This is a genomic window from Mesorhizobium sp. M0045 (genome assembly GCF_040323385.1).
In the GTDB taxonomy this organism is placed as follows: domain Bacteria; phylum Pseudomonadota; class Alphaproteobacteria; order Rhizobiales; family Rhizobiaceae; genus Mesorhizobium.
The window spans coordinates 63,710-79,738 of the sequence record NZ_JAMYUY010000010.1; the positions used below are offsets into that span (position 1 = coordinate 63,710).

A 16,029-nucleotide genomic window follows, 5' to 3' on the forward strand; every position below is an offset into this window, starting at 1 on the left:
AGGACAACCAGGCGCCAAAGCTCCACCTTGCGGCGTCCGCGAACCGCGCGGCCTGCTCTTTCGCCGCATCGTCTTCTTCAAGGCAAGGTTGACCCACCTACAAATTGGCCGCGTTCGTCCAACTGGCGGCATGGCTTGTTCTCGATCAGGGTTGCCAAGCCGTCTCGGCGCCAGCTCGATTTGGATTGAGGCCTCCAGCAGCGCTGAGCCGTTGTCGCCAATCGCTCCACTTTTGTGAACTTCCAAAACAGAGACGCTGCATAACGACATGCCCGAACATAGAATGTATATCTTCCGCTAGCTGCATGTCATTCACATTCGCCCAAACCACGTGTTGAACGATCTGCTTGAGTGCTCCTCCACTGTATCCACAAAGCCCCAACGTCACGGCGCCATGATCATTAGCGTATCGAACAGCGCGCAAGACGTTTTCCGAGTTCCCGCTGCCCGAAATGGCAATGACCAAGTCGCCGTCGTTCAGGATGTTCTTCAGCTGTTCGACGAATACATCCTCGAAAGAAACATCGTTCGCGTATGCAAATGTAAGGCCCACATTGTCGATCAGAGTCCGACCACGAAACGGGCGCTTCGTAGAGAGATAGATGCTCTTGTTCCAGTCCGTTATAAAGTGTAGCGCTGTCAGTGAGCTGCCGCCATTTCCAAGTGTGATTATTTGCTTGCCGTCTTCCTGTGCCTGCGCGACCAAGGCCACTGCGTTATCAAAGCTTTCGTGGTCTAATGAAGCCAGAACGGTCTCGAGCTTCTCGAAGTATACTTGAGCGCTGCCGCTGAAGTCATTCATTGGGTTGCCTCCCATGTCGGTTGATAATGAACGATGCGACTCCCGACGAAGTCGAACTTTGCAGGGATATGCTTTAACTCCCCGAGGGCTACTTTGATTGCGTCGTGGCGATCGAGAGGCGCGAAGAACATGAGAAAACCTCCTGCACCTGCTCCAAGTAACTTTCCGCCCGTGGCACCTGCCCGCAACGCAGTTCGGTACCAGCCATCGATTACATCGTTCGTGATTTCTTCAGAGAGGCTCTTTTTCAAGAGCCAGTTCTCATGGAGGATTTCGCCGAAGGCGTCGAGGTTGCATCGATGCAGTTCATCACGAAGGTGATACGTGAGTTCGACCATCCGCCTGAGCGCTTTCCGCTTGTCCGGTGCTCTTGCGATGCCCTCTGACTGCCGAACGAGAATGTCTGAAGCACTGCGCGTAATGCCGGTGTAAAACATGAGAACTTGTTTCTCAATTGAAGCGATAAAATCACCTGGGCATATGAGCGGTGACACCGAGACGCTTTCATCAGGGTGAAACTCGATAAGATTCAACCCCCCGAAAGCGGCGGCGTATTGGTCTTGCTTTCCAATGGGAGCGCCACAAAGTTCGATCTCAATGCGGCAACTATCAGCGCCGAGCCTTGCCTTGGAGACATACTGCCCACGAAACGCGTTTAGTGCATGCAGAAGGCCGACGGTAAAAGTGCTTGATGATCCAAGTCCTGTTCCCTTCGATGGAATATCGGCAATAGTGGTTATCTCAATTCCTCCCGGGATCCCAAGATATCCCATCGTCGCCTTTACAATCGGATGCTGGATGTGCTCAACACTATCTACTTCTTCCGTTTTGGAATAAGCGATTCGAGTGCCACTATCGAACTTGCGGTTCACATTCACGTAGACGTACTTGTCGATAGCAACGCTTAGGACGGCGCCACCTTCCTGCCGATAGAAGGCAGGAAGATCGCTACCACCTCCTACAAAGCTGACTCGAAACGGCGTCTGACTAATGATCATTGAACTGCCTCTGTCAGCTCAATCGCCCGCAATTGGACGCAATGTTTGGCATGCGCCCGCGATGCCAACACGATCGGTGTCTCGTCCTGTTGGCGCGATCTGTAAATACTCGCTGCAGCGCCCCAATCCATACCTTGCCGCAGGTATTCTCGCGCTACTCTGGACATCCGCACCTCCTCATCGATATCAACGAAAAATGTGTGTGCACGACCGCCTAAAACCACATCAGACAGCCAAAGAGCGACGGTTCCTTCCACGACCAGGACGGTTTCCGGAGAAATGGTGATCCTTTCCGATCTTGGACGCGATATGCGCCTGAGCTTGTCGTGAAATGGCAGTTCGTGCGTCTCGCGAGAGCGGACTCCCACCAAGCGGCTCAGAACGCCCCTGATCTCGTCCAAATTGGAGCGACCTACCACTTTTGGTTCGCGATCCGCGACGGACCGTATCCAGCGATCAAGGGCAACGATTTCCGTCTGAAAGCCGCGCCCGCGAAGAACCTCCGCGATAGCGCTGGAAAGAAAACTCTTTCCGCTCCGGGAAAGGCCCCCTACGAAACAAACATCACCTGGCTTCACCTGGGAGATCAGATCAGATGCTGAATTTATCAAAGGTGGATGAACGGTGAGAATGAATTTAGCTGCCTCCAACAAGTCTGAGACGGTATAGTCGGGCGTGACGTGATACTTGCTATCCAACCCGCCCGCGCCAGTCTCGACTAGGATCGATCTGATGCCAGACCGCTTTGCGAGAGCGATATCCGTAGATGAATCGCCGATGACCCAAGATTGGCTACGATCGATATTGAACGCCTCGACCGCCTCATTAATCAACCCAGTAGAAGGCTTGCGGCATTCACAGCGGATCTTCAGCTCTTCCACCTCACCGATAAAGCCGCGATCTGGATGGTGCGGGCAGAAATAGATGGCATCAACAAAAGCCCCAAAACGGCCAAGCTCAGTTTCCATCTTGTTATGGATCATCCGCAAGTCTCGTGCAGAGCAATTGCCTCTGGCCACCACGGGTTGGTTAGTGACCACAATTGCCCGGTATTCGGCTCGGTTGAGACAAGCGATCGCGGCCGCAGCGCCCTCAATCAGTTCGAAGCGTTCGGGACGATCGATGTGTCCATAGTCAACATTGATGCACCCATCCCTGTCCAAAAATACTGCTTTCTGCGGAGAAGTGAGTGAAGCTCGAGCTATGCGGCCCGATTCAAAGTCGGCGCAAACCTTGTCAAGTCGGGCCGGGGTCCCAGCGTCCTTTATGTACTCAGGGCTGTTGTAGCTTCTAATTTTCATACCGGCCCGAAGCATTTCAGGAAAAAGATCTTTGCCAAAGTCGAGCGGAGTTACTGCTGCGCGCCACCGGAATAAAGCTTGTCTTCGAATATAATAAAGAGCGGCGCTGACTTTGTTGGGGTAGTAGCAACCGGGATCGTGTGGATATGGATAGAACGCGGTAACCATACCGTCTTCTGACGTTTCTATTAGATCGGAATCATGCGGGTGATCATTCGGATGGGTGAAAACTGTTGCGGCTGCTGCCTTGTGTTTTTCATGGAAGCACTTGAAGCGGGTGAGGTCGATGTCGAGCATCGTGTCGCCATAGATCGTAAGGAAGTCGTCGTCGAGCAGATCCAAAACGGACAGAACTGCTCCAGCAGTCCCGCGAGGCACACCGTCATTTACGCAAAGGACGTCAATCCCCCAATTCTCGCGCTGATTGCAAAACTCCACGATTTGCTCGGCAGCGTGGTTCACCAGAATTAAGATACTCTCGATACCATGTTGCTTGGCGAGGAGGATCTGATGCTCAAGAAGTGGCCTGCCACCAACGTTGACCAGCGACTTAGGCAAGTCACCTGTCCGGCTCCTGAGCCGCGTCCCTCGACCGCCCGCAAGTACAACCGCCTGCATCACAGGTGTGCCTCCTGTCGCGCGATTTCTACGACGGCTTTTCGAACCGCATCAGCCGAACCAAGCTGGGGCCGCCAACCGAGTGCACTGATTTTTGCTATGTCATAGGAAAATCGGGGCACATCCCCCGTCCAACCGCGGTCTTCAACTCCATATTCGATGCTTGCGCCCGGTGCGACAGCCCCGACGGTCGTCTCCGCTATAAAGCTAACGGTTACCCCGTTGTCCCCGGGCCCGATATTGTAATAGCCAAGTCGCTCGGATGCGTTCGCACGCAAGTAAACAATTGCATTAATTAGATCATTGACGTGAAGATAGGCTTTCTGCTGTCGCCCCGACCCCAAAACATTCAGCTTGTTTGGCGTGATCCTTAGCTTTCTCACAAAATCTAGAATGACACCGTGTGTTGCTGGAACGCCGATCACGTTCGGAAAGCGAAAGAGCAAAGCCCGAGCTAGCCAGTTCTCGACGGCAGCGCTGATGAGCGCCTCCGATGCGAGCTTCATAGCACCGTAATTGGAAACGGGCAGCAGCGGCCCGACATCCTCTCTAATCGGAGCCTCCCCCAAATCGCCGTATACTGCTGAACTGGAAGCGAAAGCTAGAAACGGAACCCCCGCCTCCTTCATAGCGTTCAACACGTTGAACGTGGATAGAAAGGTATTGCGTAAATCAACAGAGGCATCGGCGACTCCGGCAGCAATGTCCGAATTGGCGGCCATGTGCCAAACTTCGGCAATCGGAATGCGACTGTGACAATTCATAAAGCGGCTTCTCACTGCACCGGGGTCTGAGAGATCCACCTTCTCAAAAATGAACCTCTCATGTGTAAGGAGGCCACTTAGGTTTTGCCGAGAACCTCGTGACAGGTTATCAAAGCCGAAGACCGGATATCCACGATCAACAAAAAGCCTTGCGAGCTTGCTTCCTACGAAGCCCGCAACTCCCGATACAAGAATAGCGTGCGGTTCACCCAACGGTTCACCCAATCGGATTTGCCCTTATCATCGTGTGCGCAAGCTTTGGCGCCTCAAGTCCTCGAGATTGTGCAATGACAACTTCCATTTACAAGCCTTGACCGCGGGAGTTCGGCCGGGCTTGACGTTAAGCTCTGCGCTCGTCGTTAAGGTCATGCGTCTCATGCGTCATTCTGAATTCATCGCATGGTTTTCTCCGATCCGCGATCGTTCCTCAGGGGTAGCCCCATTTTGCTGATCTGGACTGAATTGCACCGCGCTCGCCTGTGCGGCGACGCCAACGGCGATCCCAAGGCGCTCTTGATCCCGCGAAGCGTGCGCGGCTATTCGCAGGCTCTCCAGAAGACTCATTGGGAGCAACCTCGTGGCGTTCAGCGCGAATTGTTGCCTGGTACCACATCGTCGTCGAGGATCGAGCATCGTGCAGCGTGATCTGTCGGCCCGCGCGATCGGCGAATTCGATGGGATGCGGAACCGGATGATGGTTTGACCGTCGCGATGGCCCCCGAACAGTGACGGATCTCGTCGCTGGTATCACTGTCCAGTGAGCCGGTTGGCTCGTCGAGCTCGCGACCGGCCATGTCGGCAAGCCAATCGAGTCGATCCGCCCAGCAGGAAATGATCGAAGTCCGTCGCGCCTTCGCGGAACCGATCGGCGCCGCGGAGACCATCGCACAAGCTCACCGCCCAACTTGCGAGGCGCTTCAGCTGGAGGCGTCGGGCGCGCGCCGCATCAATTTCATTTGCCTCCGCGTCGATAACCCCGCGCACGCGGTGCGGGTCGACGAACCCGTGCCGATCGAACCGCTGCCATGATCGATCGCAGGGGCTCAATGTGCTCGCTATCAGCACGCTCACCTGCGTGAAGCGCGCCTTTGACTCTCTCGCCGAACACAAAGAGATTGGGGCCGATCTAGCGACGGTCCGCTAGGGATACGCGCACATAGGCGATGATCAGCAAGGTCGACACGCTCGGCACTTTCCAGATCGAAAGCCGTGCGTAGATGTCGACGCTGTTACGGATCCTGGCGATCGTGCCGACCGCACAATTCATCATTTGCGTCTCTGGTGCATCGAGCCAGGGGGCATCGGAGGCACGTCTTTGCCCTGACTCTGGGCGACGGCACGACATCGACTTCGGACGGGGAGTTCTATCGAGCTGGGGCCACGGCGAAGCGGTCGGCGACGTCAAGGCCCACCACGGCAGCGAATCCGGCGTGGCCTTCTACACCCACGTCTCCGACCAGTATGAGCCGTTCGCACCAAGGTGATCGGCGCGACGGCCAGCGAGGCGCCACATGTGCTGGATGGCTTGCTCTACCAGACCGGGATGTCGATCGACGAGCACTGCACTGACACCGGCGGGGTGACCGACAAGTGTTCGGGCTCTGCCATCTCTTGGGCTTTCGCTTCGCGCCGCATCCGCGATCTCAATGACCGCCGCCTCTACTGTTCCCGGGAAAGCGGGCGCAGGCGCTCCTCAAGGCTGTAATCGGCGGGACCATCGACATCGACCACGTGGCGGCGCATTGGGACGAACTGCTGCGCCTCGCGACGTCGATCCGGATAGGCCCCGTCACCGGGAGCATGTCGGTCTGACGGGGGACTGCGTTTGGGGCGCCGATCCGACGCCCACCGACGGCTTGAGGCCGCTGCGCCGGCCGTCTCGCTACTGCCCCTTAGTTCCTGCTCCGTTCTATCGAGCAGTACGAAGCGCTCACTTTCGTGTCGTCACCCATCGATGCTGTCGGTCTTGCTCAGGTGGTAGACCTGAACGTCGGTCACCTCCAGTTGGAGCGTTGCCGGGGTCGAACTGTCGTAGGCCGTGTGCCAGCCAGACGAGCTGCTGTTGGCGATACTCAGATTAATGAGCAGGGTCATGGCACCGGTCGGCACGCTCGTAGTGACGGTTCGCTTGAGGACACCATCGAAATAGAACTTGATTGACACACCCGGTATGTACTCCATGCCCCAGACGTGGTAGTCGGCCGACAGGTCCACACCAGCATTGAAGAACCGCTGCTCGTTGGTGTCAGCCAATAAAGCGTTTGCCAGCACTTCGTTGCTCGACACGGAGCCGTTGAGGAACCCGCCCTCCTGCGTGTCGATCTCGGCCCCACCCTCTAGATGCCAGAAGCCTGGCCATCCGCCAGTGCTGACGTCGGGCTGCTTCATGCGTATCTGGGCATAGCCACCGGCAAACGTGAACTTGCCGTGCGTGCAGATGGCGCCCGACTTCCAAGTGTACCCGGCGAACCGGTTGCTTCTCGTCGCAACGATCTTCAAGCCTGATGGGCCAGTGCTGATCTGAGCCGGGTCGAAGTACTCGGCATTGAATCCGCCTGCGTTCATCGCGGAGTACGGCGACGGCACGCTCTGCTGCCAGATACCGTTCTGGTCCCCGATCGCCGGTATCCACTTCGTGGAGTCGAGCGAGTGCCCGGTGAAGGTGTCCTCGAATATCAGGTGGCTGGTAGTGTAGCCAGCCGGCGGTAGCAGCGACGATCCACCACCTCCACCACTCGTGCAGCATATGACGATCATGAGCGCTGTGAAAGAAATGTACTTCGATATACTTTTCACATCGGAGTCCTCGTAACGAGGGGCTTGACCAAGATGCGATTGCCATGGTCGCCGCCGCTTACTGATGGCACAGCCAATCTCATAGCGAAACGACGAGGACTGGTTACCCCGACTATACTGCGGCGCCGCAGCTGGGCCTCGATGCAACCATGGGGCACCAGGTTATGGAGGTCTCCTTCGGTTTAAGGCTGCTGCCTGACCCTCTTTGTCCTCGCCGCCCATTACAATCTTCAGCGCAGCATCCGGCCGCAGCAACGCCTTCGTCTCATCCCATGTCGCACGCACATCCAACACGACGGTGCTCCTCATCCGTGGTGTGATCACGGCATGACCTTGGGATGGATCGGCTCGTTCGGCGCCGTCGTGAGAAAGCCATAAACGTGGTGCGGTCAGGGCAAGGGTTTGGACTTCGTCTGTCGGTCGCCGTTGAATGTCGTCAACATGCCTTAGGGCGAACCAGACCACGTTTTCTTGGTCGCCGGGCTGGGGTCGGGGGGCTTACTCAGCGAAGCTATTCGCCGCGACCAGACAATGATTTTCCGAGCTGAGCCACGCCAGCCGATCATGCGAGGAAGTGCTCCTGATGTTGGTAATTGGGAAACCTCCGGCTCGTGGCGGTGGCGGCATTATCCAGGTGGTCTTGGGGCGGTGTGTCGATGCCGATCCTCGGGAAGTACCTCTTTATTCCCGCGATCAGGCGTTGATCGAGTGATAAAGTCTGCATAGCCGAACGAAGATCGTTGCGATGCAGCCCCCGGGCGGGGCCCCTCGACAAGTCATTGCGAACAAATCCTGCATCGGTGTCATTGGATTTTGAATGCTCAAAGTTTTCGTACGAGATTCGGCTATCAGGCTATACGTGCTGACCACCAAGCTCGGCCTGCAGCGTCTTCCGCTTTTCCACCGCGCCTACCTTGCGCTTTATCCCCTCTACAAAAGGTATTTTGAAGCAGGCCCAATCGATCAGCTGAGGGAATTCGTGCCAGACGGATCGCTGGTCATCGACGTCGGCGCCAATGTCGGCTTCTTCTCGCTCCGCTTTGCTGAATGGGTCGGCGATGGCGGAAAGGTGATCGCCATCGAGCCGGAGGATCAGAATTACAGCGGCCTGATTTCCGCGCTCGAGCACGCGGGTCTCCTCGGCCGCGTCGAGGCGCTGAGGGCGGTCGCCGCCGCCGAGCCCGGCACGACCTTTCTCGAAATCAACCCGCTTTACCCGGCCGACCACAAGCTTTCCCGGAACGGAACCGGCGTGCCGGTCACCGCCGTGACGCTCGACGGACTGCTCGCGGACAAGGGACCCCAGCGCCCGGCGCTCGTGAAAATCGATGTGCAGGGCGCCGAACTGCTGACGCTTCAGGGCATGATCGAGATCCTGAGGTTCGCCCGGCCGGCCCTGTTCGTCGAACTTTCCGACCAGGGATTGAACAAGTTCGGGGCGTCGGTTTTTGTAGTCCTGCGACTCTTGTCGGATAACGGATACGAGGCATACTGGCTGACCCGGACCGGGCGGCGAAAGGCAAGTCAATCCGAGATTGAGGCCAGAACAACCGGCACCAAATCTGCCGATGTGCTGTTTCTTCCTGACAGTCCGCGGACCAGCGCTTCGCACAGCGCCTTGAACTGAACGCCGTTCGTTAGCCTCTTTCGCAAAACCGGCTTCCCCGCCGAGAACTGCGCAACCAGTCGCCAAGCTCCACCTCGCGGCCATACTGCTAACCGGTTGGCGTGCTCTTTCGCTGCATCCTCGTTCGTGCAGGCGGGTTGACCCCGCCCACAAGTTGGCCGTGTTCGTTTCAGAACATAGACCCGATAAAGCTTTCCTATGAGCTACCTCCGATAGGCCGCGTGCCGAGCGAGGCTGCATGAAGGTCGTTGGCTCGACGCGCTGGCGGCGTCGCGAGGCCGGCCGCCCCAGCTTCCCCAGCGATCTCGCCGGCCTCGCGCACCCACATGCCTTCGCTCCTTGGTCGACTCCCAGAAACCTCAAACTGCTACTGTCACCCGGCAAGGCCGCAGGATCTTCAATACTGTTTAGGGTCGATCGCCCTCCAGCGAGAAGCTCCGAAACTCGATTCCGAGTTGCTTGAGCCGCTCTATACCGGGAACCTCTGCCGCCGGGTGCACGAGCCCAAGGATGGAGTCGGATCGGAAGGGTAGGGGGACGTGCAGGGCCTCAGCTGCCTTGAGGACGCCACTGACAAGCTGCCAGGGCACGGGGACGGCGCGCAGTGTTCTGCCTTGTGATGCGGCGATCTCTTTCATGAGCCGTGGGAACGGTACCGGTTCGGGATTGGCCAGCCCTACCGGTTCCGGCAGGGGCATGTCCGACTCGGCAATACGCACCATGGCGGCTGCCATGTCCGCCTCATGCACGGTGAACTGATGCGAGCGTGCTCCGACGAGAGGTGTGACCGGCAGGTTGGTGAGCTTGCGGAGCGCGCCTGCCATCCCGCCCCAGCCGGGGCCGTACACCAGTCCGAGGCGGGTGGAGACACCTCCCAGACTGCTGGCGGTGCGCTCGCAGGCCAGTTTCGCCTGACCGTACAACTGTCTGGTTCCCTTACGGGCGGACATCGAGGAGATAAAAATGACCCGGCGAACCCCTGCGTCGGCGGCATTGCGCAGGAGGTGCTGTGAGCCGGACACGTTGACACCCCACACATCGCCGGCGCTGACGAGAGTCAGGTCCCATGCACCGTGGATGAGCACATCTAGGTCGCTCAATGCGGCCCCCGACGGCGGGCGCTTGATCTCGTATGGGCGCCACTCGGCGACGCCAACCGTTGCGGCGGCAGAGTCGAAGATCAGGCGGTTCGAACGGGCGAACGCGATGACCTCATGTCCTTCTTCGGCGAAGGCGGCACGTAGGATGGTCCCGACATATCCGTTGGCTCCGGTGATACCGACCCGCATTTAACCCTCAACCCGTCAGCTGCATCGCTTCGCAGGCGATGCGATGAGAATTGGCCATCACAGTCAGGGTAAAGGTAGTAGCTGGAACATTTGGGAAAACCGACCCGTCGATGAGATGGATACGGTCCCAGCGCGCCAGCCGGCCGAGGCGGTCTGTCTTCGCACTCCCGGTATCCGGCTCACTGGCGTGGGGAAAGCTGCCGCCAAAGTGGTAGCTCTTGCCCCAGCCCGACCATAGCATCCGTGGCGTGACTGGCCACAAGTCAAGGTAAGGTGCCGCCCTGCGGATCCGCTTTATTACGTCAGGGAGCATCGCAGGCACGTCTTTGCCCCTGACCTTGGCCTCGCTGAAGCCCTCCGAAGTGAGGGTGATCTGGGGTAGCTCATCAGGAGCTGCGGACACCTGGGCGGTGACCCGGACCTTGGGTGATGCCCAGGACGGCAAATAGCCCAGGCCTACCGTCAACCGGCTCAGGAGCCGATCCGTCGCGAAGGCGGCGGCGCGGTGTTGGAGGAAGCCGGGAAGCGCGTCGTAGTATGCCTGGTTGAACGGATAGAAGTGAATCTGTGAGACATCGAAGCCCTCGTCGTCCCGGACGATCACCATGTTGAACTGGTTGAGTGTGAACTCGCACCTTGTACGTGGGTCGGGGGTAGGCTTCATGGACATCATTGGAAGAACGAATTGAGCCGATTCCGAAAGATGTACCGGCTGGTCCGATCCGAGCGAGCCCAGGATCAGCCGAGTGGTCCCGATTGCTCCGCAGCCCACGAAGACCCGGTCGGCTGTGAATCGCTGGATGCGGCCGCTGGACAGCTCCCGGGCCTGCACGACGGCCGTGTCGCCTTCCTGGTCGACTCGCACCGCGAGGAGCCCGCTGTGGTAGTTGATCCTTCCACTGCGCCTGAAGCGATCGAAGCTGTGCGAGGCCGAAAAGATTAGCGATCGTGGGCACCCAGTCATGCACAGGCCGCAGGGCTGGCATTCGGGCGCTGAGAAGGCAAGCCGCGCGCGGCCTATCGTTATTCCCGTGGAGCGCACTCGATCGCGGTGCCGGTCGTAGTTGGCCAGGACCATCTGCGTCCGCGGCGCCAGCGGCGGAAGCGGGTCCGGGGATCCGATGAGCGGGAACCACTCCTCGAGATCGTCGGACTCTCCAGCGAAAGGAATGTGACCCAGGATCGTCCGATAGTGCTCTTCCATATCCGAGAAGTCGAACGGCCATCCCTTGAACGTGGCGGCGCTGAAGGGCATGATCTGGGCCCCCCAGACATTGCTGAACCCCCCGTAGGCACTTGATATGACAGCTGAGTTGACTCTACCCTCGGAATGGACGCCGTCGAGCTGGCCCTTGTTGACAAACGGGAAATCGGATCCGTAGCTTCTCTTTTCAGGCAGCGAATCGGACTGGAGCCGCTTGGGTTGCAGGCTCACCCGGCGGACGTCCTCCTCGTCCCAGTTGTCGACACGCAGCTTGGACAGCCGGGAGATTACCTCCTGCGTCTCCACGTCAAGCAGGGTGCCCGGATCGAACACGGTTATCTTCTCGTCCGGTTTCTCGGACAGCGCCAACACGGCGGCGGCTGCAGCCGGACCCGAACCAATGATTATCGAAGACGGCATCTACTTCCCGCGCCCACCGCCTTGCGCGGCTGTGTCCGGTATCTGCTTGGTTGCCTGTTGGCGCCGCTGGCGCAAGCGGCGCACCAGCTCGATCCGGCCGGCGACGTGACCTGCCGCGGCCAGCCCCACGCCAGCGATTATCGCCGCGGACCGGGCCAGCCCGTGGGCATCACCCTTGACCGCTTGCAAAATCTCCCGCGGTACGCCCTTGGTCAGCGCGTACCAGACGAAGCGGGTCTCCGCACCCAGTGTGGCGGCGTCGCCCATCTGGGCAAAGGCCTCGACCTTACCCTTGTTGACGAAAAGGCAGCGGCGCCAGAAGTACCTCCAGGTCGACCGTGAGGCAGGCACGAAGTGGCGGACGGTCGCCGCCGGTTCGTAGATGACCGCCTCACTGCCCCTGAGGTGCGCCACGCGGTGACACATGTCCATGTCGTCGTGACGGTCGGAGTGGAACCCCCCCACCTGCTCAAGGAGGGTCCGCCGCACCGACATGTTGGCTCCTATGAGGTGAGCCAAAGGACCTCGGCTGGTCGGAAGGCCGTCATAAGCGCATCCGAACACCCAGTCGAACTGCACAGGAAACCAGGCCGGGCGGCTCGTCTCGAAAACCGGCATGGGGCGCCCGCCGACGGCGCCTATGCGCTTATCCCGGTACGGTTCGATGAGAATCTCGAGCCAGTCCTTGTCGGCCGCCGCATCGTCATCCAGGAACGCCAGGATCTCTCCAGCGGCTGTCTCGGCTGCCGTGTTTCGGGCCGCCCCCAGGTGCCCGTCATACTTGTTCTGGATCACCCGTATCGGAGGGGTGGATGCTGCGAAGTCAGCCCAGTACGCGGCACAACGGTGGAACAGGGGCTGGTCGACAGATACGATGATCTCGCAGGGTTGTAAGGTCTGCTCCCGAACCGAGGCCACCGACTGAAGCAACAGCTCCCATCTGTCCTCGGAGTAGGCACAGATAATCACGGAGATCGTAGGGGGGGGCGGGACCTGCCGGCGTTCGCTGCTAACGCCATCCTCGGGCTGCCCGGTTTTGGATCTAGACTGACCGGTTGTGGCAACGGCAACGTCAGGTCCGCTGCGGGCGAGACCGATGCTTAGGTTCCGGACGTGGCCCTGCTGGCCAACGCCAATCGGCGTATAGGATTGCGCAAGCATCAGAATACGCATCTAGGAATTCTCCCGACTTGAGCTGCCAATGTCTGTCCAAACTCTTGGATAGACGGTGCGATGGTCTTGGTCTTTTGAAACGCCAGGCTTCCACGCGGGATTCGGCCTACCCGGAAGCCTCAGCATAAAAAGTCACCAAGCAGGGCCGAGGTTTGCGCCATGGTAGGTTTGCTTCCGTCGAGAGACCCGATCACCGGCTGGAGGAGGGTGCGGACCACATTGCGCCCATCGCCACCGCGTCGTCGAGAACGCGGGTGACCTCATCCTGCGACCCGTAGGTCAGATAGTGGTTGTTTACGCCGGTCACGGAGAACGGCCTGCCGTCCAACGCAAGTTCGTTCCGGAAGTTTTGATGAAGGATGTTGCCGACGGATCGTCCGCGGCGCTCACGACTGCTGGAACGGACAGCAACGCGGACACCAGCACCCGCAGTCCGGCGTTCGGCGGCCCATTTTTCACCCGTTGCCAGTCGATGAATCATCCTGGCATTTGGCTCTCGCCGGCCACAGGGTGCAATGGCCCCTAAGGATTACCTCCTCTGACCTCACACAGCCGGGCGGCGTTCGGGCATAGTGGGTGCTTAGCCGCTTCCAGCCGCTCGAGTATGGACCCGTGCTGTCAGGCATCTCCCAATCAAGTGTTGGCCTCCCCACATGGCGAGTCCCCGCAACCCCGGTAGGTGGAAACCATCCTCGCTGCGGCTTTCCATCTGCCGCGCTTGCTCGCGGGCCCGCGGCGGAGTCCAGGGTAGGCGGATCGCCTGAGGTGGTTCTCGTGGAAGCTGTAAGCTGGCGTCCTTTTGAAATCCGCGGTGGGAACAACAATGCGCATTTGCCTGAGTCTCGATCCGTCCCGGCTACTGAGGTGGCACCTCTGGCTGGCAGAAGCGCTCGCTGACGTGCCCGGCAACGAAGTCTTCTGCGCTTTGGCGACCGGTCGCTGCCCGCTGCCGTTAATCTGCCGTCTGCTGCTCGAACTCGAACAACTTGTCTATGGCTTTCGCGGGAACGGCGCCATCGACCCCGTCGAGGCGGCGCTGCGGTGCCTCCCGCCGCCTCCGGCCGACCAAGTGGATGTGGTGATCGATTTGAGCGGGGCAGAATCGCTCCCGGCGGGGCGGCGCGTACTCACCCCGGTCTTCAACGGCGCACCCGGCGAGATCGGGGTCGTGGCGGCCTGGGTGAATCATCAGGATCTTCTCGTCGACCTGCATGACACGGCGCGCCCGTTGCGGCCGTGGACGGCGCGTCCGGCCAGTGGAGACCGTGAAGTGTTGGCCGCGAGGCTCGACAGCGCCCTTTCCTGTGCTGTGCCGCTGATCCTCAAAGCCCTGTGCGAGGAAACCGGTTCAACTGCGTTTGGTACCCGCGGTCCACGCACGGCAGTGCCTTCGTTTGGCGCGCTTTCGGCGATTGCAAGGGCGACCGGCACGGTTGCATCGAAGGCGATCGGGCTTTTGGACGTCCTGGCGAGGGGCGGCAGGATGTGGGGGATCGGCTGGCGCTTCGATGAATCGGCGAGCCTGCTCGACAAAGGCGAAGCAGCCTTCCGGGTGCTCACCGGAAATGCCGACAGCTACCTTGCCGACCCGTTCCCGTTCCGGCACCAGGGGCAGGATTTCATCTTTGTCGAACAGTACTTCTACTCGAAGAACCGGGGGTGCATTGCGGTCGTGCCAGTGAACCGGAACGGGACAGCCGGCGCATCCCGGATCGTCGTAGAGGAACCGCATCACCTCTCGTACCCGTTCGTGTTCCAGCAGGATGGGCAGATCTGGATGATCCCCGAATCGGGGGCGGCCAGGAATGTCAGCCTCTACAGGGCAGTCGAATTCCCCTACCGGTGGACGCGGGAAGCCTGCCTTATGGAAGGCATTGAGGGCTACGATACTACGCCGCTCCGACATGAGGGCGGCTTTTGGTTTTTCGTCAGCCCAAGGCTTTGGAGGTCCACATCCTGGGATGTCCTCAGCCTCTACCGTGCCGAGAGCCTGACCGGGTCTTGGACGCCCCATGCCGCCAACCCCGTCCTGCTCGATGCAAGGCTCAGCCGCCCCGCAGGCGCCGTCATTCGACACGGCGGACGCACGCTACGCCCGGTCCAAGACTGCGCGCGCAGTTATGGCGGCGCGGTGACGTTCTGCCAGATCGATGCGCTCGGCGCGTCGGAGTTTGCCCAGACCCCCGTCGGTCGCATTTGGTCTGGAGCGTTGGGGTGTCACACCTACAACCGCCGCTCGGGCTTGGAGGTGATCGACCTGTTCGGGCATGTCCGGGGTTTGCGAGAGGTCACGACCTCGTATCGTTTGCTGGTACCCGACGCGCCGGTCTCGGGACGGCGTGGGGTCGAGGGACCGCGTGGGCAGTCCCTCTCTTGGCCGGTTTCGCCCGGGTTAGCTACCCGTAGCCAGGCGGTCGAGCACACGGTGCCCCGCCTGCGAAAAGCCGGGCGCGCTCGACCCTTCCCGGGCACAGAATAAGCTCGGAAATCACGGCCGAATGAGGGAGCGAGCCCACCTGGACTTCGCGGCTTCCGGCCTGTGGCAAGTCAGCGTTGCGCTGGACGTTCATTTCTTCGCGCCGGCGACCTCGCTGCCTTCTGCGGCTCGCTCGGTAGAAATTGTCGCTGTGAGCTAGTCCCAGCCGCGGGTCGATGAATGTCCTCGCTGGGGTTGAAGGTGGACCCAGTCTAACGGGTTGGCAACGCTCCAACGCAGCTGCTGAAGGTGATCGGTGCCGCTGCCGTACTATCCGCGCAGGTCGTATGGCTGAAAATAACCCGAAGAGATACCCAAAAATAGCTAATCATCTATTTTCTTTTCCTAACCATATATAGTCCTTCCATTTCAGATCTGTATAAGTAATCGTCGTATAACGAACCAAGAATAGGGGGCCACAAGGGTACCGATCTTCTTCCATTTCATCTTCATTTCATAATGGCCGGGAGTCCGCATATGGTTGGATCAAGCACATCCGTGGATGTGGCGGTCATTGGAGCTGGCCGCTGCGGCTTGTCGCTGGCCGCGCATTTGCGTGCG

14 protein-coding genes and 1 pseudogene are annotated in these 16,029 nt (G+C 59.5%); 5 read left to right on the forward strand and 10 right to left on the reverse strand.

The genetic code is table 11. From position 1 onward, the window contains the following. Positions 1 to 145: 145 nt before the first annotated feature. Genes NKJ72_RS17400 through NKJ72_RS17415 form a run of 4 tightly spaced genes read right to left on the reverse strand, consistent with a single transcriptional unit; the run spans position 146 to position 4,696 of the window. Complete coding sequence (locus NKJ72_RS17400) at positions 146 to 802, reverse strand: SIS domain-containing protein (protein WP_352478533.1); 657 nt, start codon at positions 800 to 802, stop codon at positions 146 to 148. Further along, positions 799 to 1,800 (reverse strand): GHMP family kinase ATP-binding protein, encoded by a 1,002-nt coding sequence (locus NKJ72_RS17405; protein ID WP_352478535.1) that lies wholly within the window; start codon positions 1,798 to 1,800, stop codon positions 799 to 801. Before NKJ72_RS17405 ends, NKJ72_RS17400 begins: the two co-directional genes overlap by 4 nt. Next, entirely contained in the window at positions 1,797 to 3,719 is a 1,923-nt protein-coding gene (locus tag NKJ72_RS17410) for an HAD-IIIA family hydrolase (protein ID WP_352478756.1), read from the reverse strand. The genes NKJ72_RS17405 and NKJ72_RS17410 overlap by 4 nt, the downstream gene beginning before the upstream one ends. Further along, on the reverse strand, positions 3,719 to 4,696 hold the full coding sequence (locus tag NKJ72_RS17415) for an NAD-dependent epimerase/dehydratase family protein (protein WP_352478537.1): 978 nt from the start codon (positions 4,694 to 4,696) through the stop codon (positions 3,719 to 3,721). Before NKJ72_RS17415 ends, NKJ72_RS17410 begins: the two co-directional genes overlap by 1 nt. 579 nt (positions 4,697 to 5,275) lie before the next feature. On the opposite strand from NKJ72_RS17415, the gene NKJ72_RS17420 reads away from it, so the two are divergent. Then, complete coding sequence (locus NKJ72_RS17420; protein WP_352478539.1) at positions 5,276 to 5,512, forward strand: hypothetical protein; 237 nt, start codon at positions 5,276 to 5,278, stop codon at positions 5,510 to 5,512. Positions 5,513 to 5,609: 97 nt separating this feature from the next. Here NKJ72_RS17420 and NKJ72_RS17425 read toward each other — a convergent pair whose 3' ends face one another. Then, the gene (locus tag NKJ72_RS17425; protein WP_352478541.1) at positions 5,610 to 5,753 is read right to left on the reverse strand and encodes a hypothetical protein; all 144 of its coding nucleotides are present in this window, start codon (positions 5,751 to 5,753) and stop codon (positions 5,610 to 5,612) included. A 243-nt stretch (positions 5,754 to 5,996) separates the two neighbouring features. Here NKJ72_RS17425 and NKJ72_RS17430 point away from each other — a divergent pair, with 243 nt between their 5' ends. Together NKJ72_RS17430 and NKJ72_RS31000 are read left to right on the forward strand one after the other, a co-directional pair. Then, complete coding sequence (locus tag NKJ72_RS17430) at positions 5,997 to 6,188, forward strand: Tn3 family transposase (RefSeq protein WP_352478543.1); 192 nt, start codon at positions 5,997 to 5,999, stop codon at positions 6,186 to 6,188. A gap of 26 nt (positions 6,189 to 6,214) precedes the next feature. Further along, positions 6,215 to 6,295, forward strand: a complete 81-nt coding sequence (locus tag NKJ72_RS31000) for a hypothetical protein (protein WP_502901859.1) — start codon at positions 6,215 to 6,217, stop codon at positions 6,293 to 6,295. A gap of 132 nt (positions 6,296 to 6,427) precedes the next feature. Here the strand turns inward: NKJ72_RS31000 and NKJ72_RS17440 are convergent, their stop codons facing one another. Next, positions 6,428 to 7,279, reverse strand: coding sequence for a glycoside hydrolase family 16 protein (locus NKJ72_RS17440; RefSeq protein WP_352478545.1), 852 nt, complete (start codon positions 7,277 to 7,279; stop codon positions 6,428 to 6,430). An 817-nt stretch (positions 7,280 to 8,096) separates the two neighbouring features. On the opposite strand from NKJ72_RS17440, the gene NKJ72_RS17445 reads away from it, so the two are divergent. After that, positions 8,097 to 8,906, forward strand: coding sequence for an FkbM family methyltransferase (locus tag NKJ72_RS17445; protein WP_352478547.1), 810 nt, complete (start codon positions 8,097 to 8,099; stop codon positions 8,904 to 8,906). 407 nt (positions 8,907 to 9,313) lie between these two features. Here the strand turns inward: NKJ72_RS17445 and NKJ72_RS17450 are convergent, their stop codons facing one another. The 4 genes and pseudogenes from NKJ72_RS17450 to NKJ72_RS17465 all read right to left on the reverse strand — a co-directional run. Next, a complete protein-coding gene (locus tag NKJ72_RS17450; protein ID WP_352478549.1) occupies positions 9,314 to 10,195 on the reverse strand; it encodes an NAD-dependent epimerase/dehydratase family protein in 882 nt (293 codons plus the stop codon). 7 nt (positions 10,196 to 10,202) lie between these two features. After that, complete coding sequence (locus NKJ72_RS17455) at positions 10,203 to 11,819, reverse strand: Rossmann-fold NAD(P)-binding domain-containing protein (RefSeq protein WP_352478551.1); 1,617 nt, start codon at positions 11,817 to 11,819, stop codon at positions 10,203 to 10,205. Then, entirely contained in the window at positions 11,820 to 12,992 is a 1,173-nt protein-coding gene (locus NKJ72_RS17460) for a glycosyltransferase family 2 protein (RefSeq protein ID WP_352478553.1), read from the reverse strand. Positions 12,993 to 13,150: 158 nt separating this feature from the next. Further along, positions 13,151 to 13,382: pseudogene (locus NKJ72_RS17465) on the reverse strand (beta-mannosidase); the annotation flags it as partial. A gap of 433 nt (positions 13,383 to 13,815) precedes the next feature. Between NKJ72_RS17465 and NKJ72_RS17470 the strand changes: the two are divergent. Further along, complete coding sequence (locus NKJ72_RS17470; protein ID WP_352478555.1) at positions 13,816 to 15,471, forward strand: glucosamine inositolphosphorylceramide transferase family protein; 1,656 nt, start codon at positions 13,816 to 13,818, stop codon at positions 15,469 to 15,471. The last annotated feature ends 558 nt before the right edge of the window (positions 15,472 to 16,029 follow it).

Bases quoted from the DNA above. Each gene is read 5' to 3' on its own strand.
- NKJ72_RS17445 (WP_352478547.1), top strand. From the start codon at position 8,097: ATGCTCAAAGTTTTCGTACGAGATTCGGCTATCAGGCTATACGTGCTG.
- NKJ72_RS17420 (WP_352478539.1), top strand. From the start codon at position 5,276: ATGTCGGCAAGCCAATCGAGTCGATCCGCCCAGCAGGAAATGATCGAA.
- NKJ72_RS17425 (WP_352478541.1), bottom strand. From the start codon at position 5,753: ATGATGAATTGTGCGGTCGGCACGATCGCCAGGATCCGTAACAGCGTC.
- NKJ72_RS17455 (WP_352478551.1), bottom strand. From the start codon at position 11,819: ATGCCGTCTTCGATAATCATTGGTTCGGGTCCGGCTGCAGCCGCCGCC.
- NKJ72_RS17460 (WP_352478553.1), bottom strand. From the start codon at position 12,992: ATGCGTATTCTGATGCTTGCGCAATCCTATACGCCGATTGGCGTTGGC.
- NKJ72_RS17410 (WP_352478756.1), bottom strand. From the start codon at position 3,719: ATGCAGGCGGTTGTACTTGCGGGCGGTCGAGGGACGCGGCTCAGGAGC.
- NKJ72_RS17450 (WP_352478549.1), bottom strand. From the start codon at position 10,195: ATGCGGGTCGGTATCACCGGAGCCAACGGATATGTCGGGACCATCCTA.
- NKJ72_RS17470 (WP_352478555.1), top strand. From the start codon at position 13,816: ATGCGCATTTGCCTGAGTCTCGATCCGTCCCGGCTACTGAGGTGGCAC.
- NKJ72_RS17405 (WP_352478535.1), bottom strand. From the start codon at position 1,800: ATGATCATTAGTCAGACGCCGTTTCGAGTCAGCTTTGTAGGAGGTGGT.
- NKJ72_RS17400 (WP_352478533.1), bottom strand. From the start codon at position 802: ATGAATGACTTCAGCGGCAGCGCTCAAGTATACTTCGAGAAGCTCGAG.